The sequence below is a fragment of the Acrocarpospora pleiomorpha genome (assembly GCF_009687885.1).
Classification (GTDB): Bacteria; Actinomycetota; Actinomycetes; order Streptosporangiales; family Streptosporangiaceae; genus Acrocarpospora; species Acrocarpospora pleiomorpha.
Genome location: NZ_BLAF01000006.1, coordinates 43,370 through 55,710, shown reverse-complemented (window position 1 = coordinate 55,710; position 12,341 = coordinate 43,370). Strand labels below are relative to the sequence as shown.

Here is a 12,341-nt window from a genome sequence, read left to right as displayed (position 1 = left end):
ACTGAACCGCTCCGGGTCTGACGCCCGACGGGGATTCGTAGCCGATCTCGACGATGTCTTCATAGCCATCGAGGTCAGCACCCGGATCCCGATCGGCGACAGCCACCGTGAACTCCACCGTCCCCCACTGAAGGCCCACAATCAGGAGAGCACTGCCTGTCTCCCCACAGGACGGCTCGGCACCTCGTCAAACCCGCCCATGCGACACCCCCTCGTCCACGAGATAGGCCTGGTGGTAGTCCGCCTCCACATCCATCCGCTTGACGTGCACAACAGGAGCCTCAGCAGAGGCAGCGCTACCGGCTGCGGCCAAGCGATGGACGACGAGCGAGTTCCCGTGCCAGATGCGTGCCAGAACAGACGGGGAACCGCGGTCACTCGCGGAGACGTACGGCCAGCCGACCCGCCCTGACCTGCACCCCTGTTTTCCCAGCTCAGGACAGCAAGGCCAGTAGGTGATTCCCAAGCTGACAGCGCGGGTTCGATTCCCGTCACCCGCTCTCATGCTGAAAGGCCCAGGTCCGGGACATGATCCCGAACATGGGTCCTGGTCGCTCTCGGCTCAGAACGCCACATGAGGTTGGCGTCAGAGTGCCACCCTCATCATCCTCCTGGAGGAGCGCGTTCAGCCCATCCGCATCACCAAGTTCCGGGGCGAGATGCCTAGGTCGGCGACAAGGGTGATACCCGTGTGTGCAGGTCATGGAGTGCAGGTAAGGACGCTGAGCAGCCTCATCTGCGTGATTCCCTGGGAGGAGCCGGGCTGGCTCTTGATGAACGAGGTTACAGTGCCAAGGCGCGCTGTAGCGCCCGGCCGACGTCCACCATTGTGGGCATCGAGAGCGCCCCTAGATCGGCGACTATCTGGTCTCGGTACAGAGGGCCGAGGTCGTCGCAGTTGACGTAGCCGGTGAGAGGGTCACCAGCGCGCAGGGCGGCCCAGGATGGCAGATCGCGGCGAGTGGTGGTGATCCGCGCGACCAGACAATCATCGATGGCGTTGTTGCGGGCATTGTTGGAGACCACGAGCCATGGCTTGGGCCCGAAACCGAGATCAGCTCGATAGACCCGGCCGCGGACGGGGATGATGTTTGGGGCAGCGTTCACGCTCGCTTTCCACCATCCATCACGTTGCCGCGGTCCCAGCCACGGCGGGCGGTGCGGTAATCGCGATCCTCGTCGTCCATCTCGGCCGCCCACGCCGCATACCCGGTGGTTGCCACCTGCTGAGTGACGGCATCCCGTCCTGCACGGACCAACGCGGCGAGGATCTCTGCGTCTGAGGCGTCGGCGTCCAGCTCCTGACCGATGAGCTGCGCCAGGGCCTGGCGCTCGGGGCTGACGGGAGCGTGCATGCGCTCGAGGGTGGTGACATCCTCAGGTCCCATCGGGACACTCTTGCGAACACTCATGCAGCCAAGTTTACAGCAATAGATGCAACGAAGGATGCTGCAAACAATGCTGCATCACTACAGGAGCGTCGAAACGCCCTCGCCGAAGGCATTCCACATCCGCCACCTGCTGCGCTTGCACGAGAGGCCAGGTTAGCGAGGTGATGGCGGGCCGTGCCCGCCATCAGGCCGGGGGTTGATCGTCGTACCCGCTACGGGCACAGATCCAGTCAACCTCGTCCCGGCTGCCGGTCGTGACGCGCACCTCGTGCCGAATCTTGGATGCCCTCAGTCAGGGCAATCGATCGCGTGCCAGATCCGTGCCAGAACAGGCGGGGGAACCAAGATCATTCACGGGGACGTACGGGCAGTCGACCCGCCCTGGCCTGCACCCCTGTCTTCCCAGCTCAGGACCCCCAGATCAGTAGATGATTCCCAAGCTGACAGCGCGGGTTCGATTCCCGTCACCCGCTCCACTTACGAAGGCCCAGGTCATCCGATGGATTCGGATTTGTTGATTTCGTCGGGCCGGCTACGGGCTATCAGTCCACAAAGCCATGCTCCACGCAGACCATTGTCGTGCCGAGGACGGGCCGAAACGCCTCAGGGCCTGAAGCCTCGGAACCGTCGGTGACGTTCGGCGGAATTGGGGCTCCGCGCGGCGACGGACGGAGTCCCGAAGGAAAATGGCTGCAGCATCTGGGACTGCCGCCTCGCTTAGCTGCGCAGGGCCGCAACCGCTTCTACGAGCCCGGCACGCTCCAAGGCGTCGAGCACGTCATAGACGGTCTGTGGCGGGCGAGTACGCGAGTCCGCGATCTGCTGCACGCAAGCCCAAACCACACGGTCATCGATGCCGATCTGATCAAGCACGAAGTCGTCCGGGCTTTTGGCTTCTACGCCCCATGTGGCCAGCGTTTCGGCTGGGAAATCCCGCAGGTTCGACGTCACGATCACCTGCGCATTCGCCTTTATGGCCGCGGCCAGCACATGCCTGTCATCAGAGTCCGGCAGTTTGAGACCCTCAATGATCGGCTCGTACCCTTCGACAATGCAGTCGGGGACGGCGTCGATCACCAGCTCGCGCAGCCGCTCCAGCTTGACGGGAGCGAGGTCTGGCAGGTTTGCAGCGAGGTTCCGCTGCACCTCATCCAGAATCGCGTGCGTCCACTTGGCCTGGACCAAGCCCGATTGCGCCAGCCGGATCAACAGATCCCTTTGCGTGTTGCCGTACAGGGCGTTGGCATCGTAGATCACGACAAAAGGCATGACTACAGTCCCAACTCCTGGCCCAGTTCGCTCAGCTCCTCGGCTGCCGCTCTACGTTTGACCGAGTCTTGGCGCTTGTACTCCATAAGGTCGTCATGCCTGATTCGCCGATGTCTGCCGACCAACCGGTACCGGATGGCGCCCGCCTCCAATAGGCCGATGAGATACGGGCGCGAGACATTTAGCATGTCCGATGCCTGCTGCGTCGTCAGCTCCGCGTGCGACGGCATCACCTGCACGCCTCGCCCCTCAGCGACTTGAGCAAGGATGTAGGCCAGCATCGACACAGCTTCACGCGGCAGGACCAAGGCGTCGTCACCGCCCAGTTCCGCCGCAACCTCGATGCTCTGCTCCTCTGGATGCCGCATCAGATAGTCCTTGATGCGGCGTAGCGCCCGCTCTGATTGCTTCTGGTCAAGGCTGCCCGGTTTGATCGAGCTTGCCAGCTGCGTTCCTGCCATGTGTCTATCCTTCCCTGGTGTAGGCGCATTATCCGCAGCAAACGAAATAAACGCAATGACTGCACTGTCGATCTTGACTTGCCCGCATGGCATCGAGGGCTGCCTGACGGCCTCGCGGCATGTCGACGGCGCTGCCGAGCGCTTGACCGGGGACGCCGAAGCGAGAGGCCAACACATGATCGCCGTGCAACTGGCCGCCACCGACAAGATCGGTTATCGGAGGCAGCGCCACCGGCTGCCGCCAAGCGATGGACGACGAGCGAGTTTCCCCGTGCCAGAACAGGCGGAACCGCAGTCACTCACGGGAACTCACGGTCACTCGACCCACCCTGACCTGCACCCCTGTTTTCCCAGCTCAGGGCAGCAAGGTCAACAGATGATTCCCAAGCTGACAGCGCGGGTTCGATTCCCGTCACCCGCTCTCATTGCTAAGGCCCAGGTCACCGATGGTTTCGAGACCCGGGCCTTGATCTTTTTGTGGAGCGTTTTCTAGCGTCGTGCCAGAACGGTTGATCTTGGCCTAGTCGGCTGGAGCCATCGCGCCCGCCTGACCGTCGTCAGTCGCCATCACTCTTGGGCTTCAGGCCCGCTACCTGAGGTCGTCATTCCGGTCAGGAGGCGTCCGGGGATGCGTAGCCGCACTTCACGCTATTGAGAGCGGGCAAGCCGCTACGCTCGAAGGCGTACGCACGCGTCCAGTTGATCAGCGGCTAGGGCGCTTTCAGCAGGAGGTGGCGACATGACAGCTGAGCCGTACGAGCCGATCATAGCGCGGACTCCTGATCAGGTCGTCGAGTCGCTGAACGGTGATCGGAGTCCTCGTAACATCCGTGCGTGCTTGCCTCCTGCCGACCGCGGCGACTTCGATAAGGACTACCAGCAGGCCATGGCCAAGGCCACCGAGGAGCTGAACCTCTCACCTGTAAATGATCTGCTCGCTCACTGGTGGCATATGGCCCGGATGAAGGCAACGGGCGAATACGAAGAGGTTCTGGAGCATGCCACTCGAGTGCAAGAGCAGATCGAGAGCGGAGAGTATGTCCCAGGGCGGCCGCTACGTGAGGCCTTGGCCGAGCGGGCTGCTGAGCTCGGCGTGAAGCTGGACCTATAGATGTATACGGTCGGCAAGAGCAAGCAGGTAGACGAGCAGATCGCGGCCCTACCGGCCGAAGCACTCGTACCATTCCACGAGGCGACCGTATTTCTGTAGGTCGCCCCTTGGAACGGCAACCCATTCATGAGGGAACGACCTGACGCCCCAATGAGGACTCATACCTTCGGCGAAGGCGGAGCGGGGATGATCACGTACCTGATTGTCGAGTACCGACGGTTGGTAGAGATCATCCAAGTAGTCTGGCACGGCTGACCGATCAGGGCTCAGAGCCAACGAGGGACACCCTCTCTGCCCACACAAGCCGAACCCGAGCCATCCCCGCCAAAACTTGAAGGGGACGACGAGCGAGTTCCCGTGCCAGATGCGTGCCAGAACAGGCGGGGAACCGCAGTCACTCACGGGAACTCACAGTCACTCGACCCACCCTGACCTGCACCCCTGTTTTCCCAGCTCAGGGCAGCAAGGTCAGCAGGTGATTCCCAAGCTGACAGCGCGGGTTCGATTCCCGTCACCCGCTCCACTTAGGGAAGCCCAGGTCATCCGGTGATTCGGAGCCTGGGCTCTGATCTTTTCACACTTGTTCGAACTCCACGCCAACGCAAGCGGGCGACTATCCGCGCGCCAGGTGGCCTGGATTCCTTGAAGCTGCCCGCTCACCCGACCACATCAACTAGCATGCTAACTAACATGCTTCGCGGAGGGGTGACGAGGTGCTCGACGCGGAACTCGCCGAGATCATTGCCAACCTGCGCGACATCGGAGCGGACATCGCCGATGTCGAGGTGAAGAAAGCACATGGCGGGCTACCGAAGTCGCTACGCGAGACCCTCTCGGCCTTCGCCAACACCCAGGGAGGAGTGATCATCCTTGGGCTGGACGAAGCTCAGACCTTCACCGCGACCGGGTTGACTGATCCGGCACGGCTGGCCGCCAATCTCGGCGCAATGTGTGCCGAGGACATGGAGCCTTCGCTCCGACCTCTCATCAAGATCCACAACTTCGAGGGGGTCCATATTCTGGTCGCGGAGGTCCCTGAACTCGATCCCGCCCAGAAACCCTGCTACGCCCGCGGGGCTGGAATCACCAAGGGCAGCCATATCAGAATCAGTGATGGCGATCGTCGGCTGTCCGCCTACGAGGTCCAAGTCATGCTGTCATCCCGGGGACAACCCCGCGACGACGAACAGGCCGTCCACGGCATCGGCCTGGACCAACTCGATCCCGCCAGCGTCGCCGCGTTGATCGCCCGACTAAGGATCAGCCGTCCCCACGCGTTCAAGGACCTGGACTCGCAATCGGTACTTCGCCGCGCCAGAGTACTGGTGCCCGATGATGACGGCGAAGACGTCGTCTCGCTGGCCGGCCTGCTGGCCCTCGGCAATTATCCGCAGGAGCACTTCCCCCAACTAATGGTCACCTTCGTCCATTACCCCACCGACAGCGGCCCCAGCCCCAGCGAGCGGTTCCTGGACAACGTGACGTTGGAAGGCCCGATCCCGGTCATGGTCCGCGACACCCTCGCGGCCATCCGCAGGAACATGTCCCGCCGGGCGATCATCTCCGGAGCAGGCCGCCAGGATGTCTGGGAGTACCCCGAGACCGCCCTGCGGGAAGCGGTAGTCAACGCCCTGGTCCACCGAGATCTGTCCAGCGCTGCCCAGGGCACCCAGGTCCAGATCGAGATGTATCCCGGCCGGTTGCTCATCCGCAACCCCGGCGGTCTATTCGGTCCCGTCACCATCGACAGCCTCGGCCAAGAAGGCATCTCCTCCGCTCGCAACGCCACCCTCATCAAACTCCTGGAAGACGTTCCTCTTCCCGGCGATACCCGAACCGTCTGCGAGAATCGCGGCTCTGGCATCCGCGCCATGCTGAACGCACTGCTCACCGCCGGAATGAGCCCGCCTCAATTCGACGACAAGATCTCATCTTTTACGGTCGGCTTCCCCAACCACACCCTCCTGAGCGAGGAAACCATCACCTGGATCCACAGCCTGGGCGAGAAAGGACTGACCGACAGCCAATGCGTCGCCCTCGCTCTGCTGCGCGAGGAAGGAATCCTCGACAACCGCGTCTACCGCAACACGACCGGCGTCGACTCACGCATTGCGACCAGCGAACTCCAAGACCTAGTCGCCCGCGAACTCATCACGCAAACTGGGACGCGCCGCTGGGCCAGGTATCAGCTCCCTGAGCGCCCTTCGACGGCTGCAGTCGAATCCTCCCGCGCTGATCGTAGACCCGGACTGCTGGCTGCCCTCGGCAACCAGACTCTGTCTCGGGCCGAGTTGGTTGCCCGAACTGGTCTGGGCGATCAGACCGTACGGCGATGGCTGAAGATCATGCGGGACGAAGGCACCGTCGAGATCGTCGGCAGCAGTCCGAAAAGTGTCCACGTGCGCTACCGCCGAACGCAACAAGAACCGCTATTCGGCTAGGAGCATCCTTCCCCGTGTAACTTTCGTTCCCTCAGCTCTGACCCACCGCAGCGTGCCAGCGCCCCGCACAGGGAACCCCCGGCCGCAGCGTCGTCGAAGATCTTGCGGCATCGTTGAGACGGAGGGTAGGACTCGCGAACCTGACGGAGCAGTTCGACCAGGGCCGTGCAGCCAAGGCACTCGACGAGTCTTCGTGCCAGAACCGTGCCAGAACAGGCGGGGAACCACGGTCACTCACGGGGGCTCACGTCAGCCAACACACCATAACCTGCACCCATGTTCTCCCAGCCCAGCAAGATCAGTATCCGGTTCCCAAGCTGACAGCGCGGGTTCGATTCCCGTCACCCGCTCCAACGACAAAGGCCCAGGTCACGGATGGTTTCCGGACCGGGCCTTGATTGTTTCTAGAGCCTTTTTGATCTTCCGTTAACGTGCAATTAGCCCACGGGGACCCAGATCCCGGCTGAGCCATCGTCGTCCTCGTCGCTCGCGTCCTCGGAGTTCGTTACTCGGTGCCGTTGCCTACGTGGACCACACAGTTCTGGGCCCGCCTCTCGGCCGAGGCGCATGCGCGGCCGCTCCTGCTACCCGTCGCAGACGTGGGCGAGCATCCCCGCGGGCCACCCACTTCCAGTCGCGGTGCCGATCATGAACCCGTAGCTGTATGACCGCGCGAGCCCGATGGGCATGTCGGCTGGCGACACCCCCACCTCCTGACATGCCGAAGACCAGCTCCCGTCGGACTCAGTTCGCCGAAGCCTTCTGCGTAGCGGTGGCATAGCCCTGTGAGCCGCGCTGGCCGACGAGAGATGCCGACCCAGGGTCGGCAGCCACCGTGGGAGCCACCTGAGTAGACGATCTCGAACTGAGCCGGACGGGCCTGAACAATCGCCGCGTAGGTGAGCAGCCCAGCGAACGGTCCGGAACGATCCTGTAGATCGTTTGGGGACCTTGTAACCGGAGGTCCGGGGTTCGATTCCCCAAGGCGACTCTCTTCTCAGACCCCTGATCAGGTCGTCCCTGATCAGGGGTCTTCTGTTTCCGAGCGGCTCAAAAGGCGTGTGACCAGGGCATATACCGGACCTATACCAGCACTCCAAACAATCGCCGGGAGGAGATTCCGACGCAATGGAAGGCTGGATGGTGGACATGGATCCGAGACGGCTTGTGCGGCGGTTCATGAGGGTGGCGATCGCCGTGGTCATGGTGGCGGGGCTGGGCGTAGCGATGGCTCCGGGGGCGTCGGCGGCGACGTCGGGGTTTTGGAGTACGGCCATCGGCGCGAACGAGGACGGGCGGCTGGAGGTCGTGGCCTTCAACGACTTCGACGTCCTCTACACGAACTACCAGCGGGTCGGCGGCGGGTGGAGCGGCTGGGAGGCGCGGGCGCAGATTCCCGATTCGTTCGTGACTAGTGGGCCGATCGTCCGGTCCAACAAGGACGGGCGGATGGAGATCTTCGCGGGGACGGCCGACGGCAGGCTGTACCACATGTGGCAGCTCGCGAAGAACAGCGGCTGGAGCGGGTGGTCGCAGATCGACAAATGGCCGATGATGACGGGGCTCTCGGTGGCCACCAATTTGGACGGGCGCCTTGAGGTGTTCGTCGCGAACGGCACTGACATCTGGTCGGTCTACCAGACCAGTCCGGGATATGGCTGGGAGAAGGCCAACCTCGGACGGGCGCACATCACGTGGTTCATGAACGGCCCGGTGGCCTCGGCGCGCAACGGCGACGGGCGGCTGGAGATATTCGGCGTGGGGTGCGGCATCTCGACGCCGACGAACCAGTGCGGCATTCCGGGCGTCTATCACAAGTGGCAGAAGGCCGTGGGCGGCGACTGGAGCGGATGGGAGCCGATGGGCCACTGCAACGACACCACCCTCTCGTCGGTGAATACCGCCCAGAACAAGGACGGGCGACTCGAATTCTTCGAGATCAGGCCGACCAGCGGTGCGTACGAGGGGGATCTCTGCGCGACCTGGCAGCAGCCCGACGGCAGGTGGCACGCCTACGAGAACCGGGGTAACGGGCAGATCGACACGTCGGGGCCGACGGCGGTGGCCAACAACGAGGACGGGCGCATCGAGGTCTACTCCATTCGCACCGACGGTTCCGTCCAGCAGATGTGGCAGACGGCGGTGAACGGCGGCTGGAGCGGCTGGGCCAAGCTCGGCACCATGAGCGGGTTCCTCCGCGCGGGTCTCGCGGCGGGCCGCAACAAGGACGGACGGCTCGAGGTGGTCGCCCTCCGCGCGAACGGTCAGCCGTACCACATCTGGCAGACGGCAAAGAACGGCGGCTGGAGCGACTGGGGACCGCTGGAAGCGGGCTGAGTCGTCAGTCGGCCAGGTCGACCGGGGGCCGTCCTCGCGTAGTGCGGCGACGAAACCCTGGTCGGCCTCGGTGCCGGTGATCAGCAGGTCCACCTAGGAGAGGGCGCAGACGGGGGGCGAGGCCGACGCGGTTCAGTTTGGAGGAGTCGGCCAGGACGACGTGGCGGCGGGAGGCTTGGATCATGCGGCGCTTGGCCGCCGCCGAATGGGTCGACTGGTTCAACACCACCCGCCTGCACTCAGCCATCGGGCACATGCCGCCGGAGGAATTCGAAGCTCTCTACTACGCTCAGAACCAGCCCAACGAACCCATCGGAATCAACCGTTGAGGTCTCCGTCAAAGTCGGGGCGGTTCAGTTCTCCTCGTACGCTGGTCCTTTGTGAACCCCGAATCCGTCGATTGGACTGGGATTCCTGGCCCCAGGTGGTATCAACCGGACGAGGTCGCAGATGCGTTCAAGGCCTTGATCCGGACGACCCAGGCTGACGACGATCAGGGCGGCGGTATCCGCTCAGTCGTGGGAAACGATCACGCTGGGACGCTCTACCCCGCCGCTGTCGCGGGCACGGACGTGCTGCTGCACATCATCGCGACCTGTCCAGGCCCACCAAGGAACGCGGCCCTGTGGGTCCTGCTGGACTGGTGGGGGTGCTTCCAGCCCGAACCAGGCTTCGAATCGTACATAGATCAGGACGGACATCGGGTCAAGGTCATCCCCGCCATCATCGAGCGGGTAGAACAGGCCCCCGACATCATGTGTGTCATCGGCGAACATGACACGTCAGCACGGGGCCTGGTACGACGGCTGCTCCGCAACCTGGAGCGAGGGTGGGTGCTTGAGAAGTAGACATCGGCCGAATTCACCAGCAAACCCGGCGCACATCAAGTCTCCACCGATTCTTAGCGGCGGCCATGCCAACCGATCTCGTGCCAGATGCGTGCCAGAACAGGCGGGGAACCGCAGTCACTCACGGGAACTCACAGTCACTCGACCCACCCTGACCTGCACCCCTGTTTTCCCAGCTCAGGGCAGCAAGGTCAGCAGATGATTCCCAAGCTGACAGCGCGGGTTCGATTCCCGTCACCCGCTCCGCATGTGAAAGCCCAGGTCAACCGATGGATTCGGGATGTCCGTGGCCATGCCAAAGTAGCCGCAGGTGGCCGGTTCGAGGTCACCACTGATGGCCAGTTTTAAGTCCCCACGTGTCCGCGGGTTGCCTGCGTGTCGTGGGGAGGGTGTGCCCCACGGATCGCATCACCTGCCGCGACAGGCCTGGGCCAAGGGACAGTTCCTGAACACGGAAACAGCTCCGCGCGTATGCGACAGCCCTATGGGCCGGGTGGGGGCGTGAATATCGAATGAGTTCCGATCCGCCGCCACACTACGTGGGGTTCACCAGGGATCTGCTCTTCTCCATAGCTGAAAGTGGCCCGCCCGTCACCGTCCCAAGTCATCTCGAAGACGCCGGGATGGGCGGTGACGCCTTTCACCCGCAGCCCTGGACGGAAGGGACGCTCTGGAGCGGCCAGATCGGGAACGAACGCCTCCATCACGACTTTGCGGAACAGAGCCTGTCGTGGCTCGGGAAGTTTCTTCCAGTCTCGCTCGAATCGCGGCGTGGTCTCGAAGGTCGGCATCAGTCGTCCGCCGGCCCCAGCTTGTCCAGGTGAGCGAACATGTCCTCCGCGGACTCGTGCTTGGTTCCTCGCTCATGCCTGATGTCCTCGTCCGCCTCCCGCTCCCCCGCCAGCCACTCCGGAGTGAAGAACCATGCCTGGTCAGTAGGAATGGAGATGTAACCCCGCACAGTGATGGTCCCATCGTCCAGGACCGCGAACTCCACCTCGTCGCCCTCACCGATATGGAGTGCCTGGCGGACCTCCTCTGGCAAGGTGAGCTGCGACTTCGCGCGAACCTTTGCGCGAGCCTTCAACCGCGGCTCCGGCTGTACCTTGCCTGTGAGCGTTGCCACGATCCACCTCCATCACACATTCGGATTCTCCGATAATCCGACTCTACCCGCTCAGGTAATCAGCTACGCCTATGCTCGGACCCTCCGTCTTGATCCCAAGACGACCAGATGGGCAAGCCAGGCCAGCGCCGCACTGACAGCACGGATCCAGTCAACCTCGTCCCGACTGCCGGTCGTGACGCGCACCTTGTGCCAAGCCTTGGACGCTCTCAGTCAGGGCGATCGATCGCGTGCCAGATCCGTGTCAGAACAGACGGGGAACCACGGTCATTCACGGGGACGTACGGGCAGCCGACCCGCCCTGACCTGCACCCCTGTCTTCCCAGCTCAGAGCGGTAAGATCAGCATCCGGTTCCCAAGCTGACAGCGCGGGTTCGATTCCCGTCACCCGCTCCAGTGACGAAAGCCCAGGTCAACCGATGGATTCGGGACCTGGGCTTTGATCTTTCGCGGACTTGTTGATCTTCGCGTGCCATAGGGTTCCGGATCACCCGGCAGGCACGAGCGTCCCAGGCCTATGCTTCACCTATCGATGTTCGATAGATTCCCATCGTAACTCGATGGAAGGATGGGCCATGGGAAAGCTGACAGTGCGTGCGCTTCGCGCCGTGCTCGTGGTGCTGCTCGCCGGCACCGTGTTCGTACAGGCATTGATGGTGTGGGTGTTGGTCAGCGGGAGCGACCCGGAGGACGGGTCGCTCCCGCTGACCCCGCTGCGCGTGATCACGATCCTGGGCATGGTGTCGGGCCAGGTCGCCCTGGTCAGCGTATGGCGGCTGGTGACGATGGTGCGACGCGGAACCGTGTTCTCCCACGCCGCCTTCCGCTACGTGGACGCCGTGATCGGCGCGATCGTGGCGGCTGCCCTCCTGTGGTTCGCGGTCACGGCCCTCAATGCGCCGGACCAGCGGGACGACCCGGGCGTCACTGTCATCATGGCCGGGGTTGGCCTGGCCATCCTGGGGGTCGCGCTCATCGTGCTCGTGCTGCGGATGCTGCTCGCCCAGGCCGTCGCGCGCGACGTCGAAGCGGCGCAGATGCAGGCCGAGTTGGACGAGGTGATCTGATGCCGATCATCGTCGACATCGACGTAATGCTGGCCAAGCGGAAGATGTCCGTGGGCGACCTCGCGGACCGCGTAGGGATCACGCCCGCCAACCTGGCGGTACTCAAGAACGGCCGCGCCAAGGCGGTGCGCTTCGCGACGCTCGCCGCGCTCTGCGAGGTACTCAAGTGCCAGCCGGGCGACCTGCTGCGCTGGGAGACCGAGGACGCCGCAGGCGGATGACCCGCCCCAGGGGGCGTGAAAACGCCTGGCACCGCCGGCCCCCGGTAAGACAAGGACACTCACGGTCAC

General features: G+C 63.6%; 14 protein-coding genes. 8 read left to right on the top strand and 6 right to left on the bottom strand.

Features of this window, described 5'->3' with window-relative positions:
- Positions 1-783: 783 nt before the first annotated feature.
- The 4 genes from Aple_RS04480 to Aple_RS04465 all read right to left on the bottom strand — a co-directional run bounded on the left by Aple_RS04480 (position 784) and on the right by Aple_RS04465 (position 3,121).
- A complete protein-coding gene (locus Aple_RS04480; RefSeq protein WP_246264134.1) occupies positions 784-1,107 on the bottom strand; it encodes a type II toxin-antitoxin system PemK/MazF family toxin in 324 nt (107 codons plus the stop codon).
- The gene (locus Aple_RS04475) at positions 1,104-1,412 is read right to left on the bottom strand and encodes a molecular chaperone GrpE (protein WP_155343178.1); all 309 of its coding nucleotides are present in this window, start codon (positions 1,410-1,412) and stop codon (positions 1,104-1,106) included. Before Aple_RS04475 ends, Aple_RS04480 begins: the two co-directional genes overlap by 4 nt.
- A gap of 696 nt (positions 1,413-2,108) precedes the next feature.
- Complete coding sequence (locus Aple_RS04470; RefSeq protein ID WP_155343177.1) at positions 2,109-2,660, bottom strand: PIN domain-containing protein; 552 nt, start codon at positions 2,658-2,660, stop codon at positions 2,109-2,111.
- 2 nt (positions 2,661-2,662) lie between these two features.
- Positions 2,663-3,121: an excisionase family DNA-binding protein gene (locus tag Aple_RS04465; protein WP_155343176.1), complete on the bottom strand. Its 459-nt coding sequence runs from the start codon at positions 3,119-3,121 to the stop codon at positions 2,663-2,665.
- Positions 3,122-3,176: 55 nt separating this feature from the next.
- Here Aple_RS04465 and Aple_RS04460 point away from each other — a divergent pair, with 55 nt between their 5' ends.
- The 6 genes from Aple_RS04460 to Aple_RS04435 all read left to right on the top strand — a co-directional run bounded on the left by Aple_RS04460 (position 3,177) and on the right by Aple_RS04435 (position 9,858).
- Positions 3,177-3,614 carry a hypothetical protein gene (locus Aple_RS04460; RefSeq protein ID WP_155343175.1) on the top strand — a complete coding sequence of 146 codons (438 nt, stop codon included), beginning with the start codon at positions 3,177-3,179 and terminating at the stop codon, positions 3,612-3,614.
- A gap of 246 nt (positions 3,615-3,860) precedes the next feature.
- A complete protein-coding gene (locus Aple_RS04455; protein WP_155343174.1) occupies positions 3,861-4,232 on the top strand; it encodes a DUF6247 family protein in 372 nt (123 codons plus the stop codon).
- 713 nt (positions 4,233-4,945) lie between these two features.
- On the top strand, positions 4,946-6,673 hold the full coding sequence (locus tag Aple_RS04450) for an ATP-binding protein (RefSeq protein WP_155343173.1): 1,728 nt from the start codon (positions 4,946-4,948) through the stop codon (positions 6,671-6,673).
- 1,149 nt (positions 6,674-7,822) lie between these two features.
- Complete coding sequence (locus tag Aple_RS04445) at positions 7,823-9,010, top strand: PLL family lectin (protein WP_170321280.1); 1,188 nt, start codon at positions 7,823-7,825, stop codon at positions 9,008-9,010.
- Between the two features lie 137 nt (positions 9,011-9,147).
- Complete coding sequence (locus Aple_RS04440) at positions 9,148-9,339, top strand: integrase core domain-containing protein (protein WP_155343171.1); 192 nt, start codon at positions 9,148-9,150, stop codon at positions 9,337-9,339.
- A gap of 189 nt (positions 9,340-9,528) precedes the next feature.
- A complete protein-coding gene (locus Aple_RS04435; protein WP_155343170.1) occupies positions 9,529-9,858 on the top strand; it encodes a hypothetical protein in 330 nt (109 codons plus the stop codon).
- Between the two features lie 482 nt (positions 9,859-10,340).
- Here the strand turns inward: Aple_RS04435 and Aple_RS04430 are convergent, their stop codons facing one another.
- Positions 10,341-10,649, bottom strand: a complete 309-nt coding sequence (locus Aple_RS04430) for a hypothetical protein (protein ID WP_174889791.1) — start codon at positions 10,647-10,649, stop codon at positions 10,341-10,343.
- Entirely contained in the window at positions 10,649-10,984 is a 336-nt protein-coding gene (locus Aple_RS04425) for an AbrB/MazE/SpoVT family DNA-binding domain-containing protein (protein WP_246264132.1), read from the bottom strand. The genes Aple_RS04430 and Aple_RS04425 overlap by 1 nt, the downstream gene beginning before the upstream one ends.
- A 575-nt stretch (positions 10,985-11,559) precedes the next feature.
- Here Aple_RS04425 and Aple_RS04420 point away from each other — a divergent pair.
- Positions 11,560-12,051: a DUF2975 domain-containing protein gene (locus Aple_RS04420; protein ID WP_155343169.1), complete on the top strand. Its 492-nt coding sequence runs from the start codon at positions 11,560-11,562 to the stop codon at positions 12,049-12,051.
- Positions 12,051-12,272 (top strand): helix-turn-helix domain-containing protein, encoded by a 222-nt coding sequence (locus Aple_RS04415; protein WP_155343168.1) that lies wholly within the window; start codon positions 12,051-12,053, stop codon positions 12,270-12,272. The genes Aple_RS04420 and Aple_RS04415 overlap by 1 nt, the downstream gene beginning before the upstream one ends.
- Positions 12,273-12,341: the final 69 nt, after the last annotated feature.

Bases quoted from the DNA above. Each gene is read 5' to 3' on its own strand.
- Aple_RS04475 (WP_155343178.1), bottom strand. From the start codon at position 1,412: ATGAGTGTTCGCAAGAGTGTCCCGATGGGACCTGAGGATGTCACCACC.
- Aple_RS04470 (WP_155343177.1), bottom strand. From the start codon at position 2,660: ATGCCTTTTGTCGTGATCTACGATGCCAACGCCCTGTACGGCAACACG.
- Aple_RS04465 (WP_155343176.1), bottom strand. From the start codon at position 3,121: ATGGCAGGAACGCAGCTGGCAAGCTCGATCAAACCGGGCAGCCTTGAC.
- Aple_RS04460 (WP_155343175.1), top strand. From the start codon at position 3,177: ATGACTGCACTGTCGATCTTGACTTGCCCGCATGGCATCGAGGGCTGC.
- Aple_RS04455 (WP_155343174.1), top strand. From the start codon at position 3,861: ATGACAGCTGAGCCGTACGAGCCGATCATAGCGCGGACTCCTGATCAG.
- Aple_RS04445 (WP_170321280.1), top strand. From the start codon at position 7,823: ATGGATCCGAGACGGCTTGTGCGGCGGTTCATGAGGGTGGCGATCGCC.
- Aple_RS04430 (WP_174889791.1), bottom strand. From the start codon at position 10,649: ATGCCGACCTTCGAGACCACGCCGCGATTCGAGCGAGACTGGAAGAAA.
- Aple_RS04420 (WP_155343169.1), top strand. From the start codon at position 11,560: ATGGGAAAGCTGACAGTGCGTGCGCTTCGCGCCGTGCTCGTGGTGCTG.
- Aple_RS04415 (WP_155343168.1), top strand. From the start codon at position 12,051: ATGCCGATCATCGTCGACATCGACGTAATGCTGGCCAAGCGGAAGATG.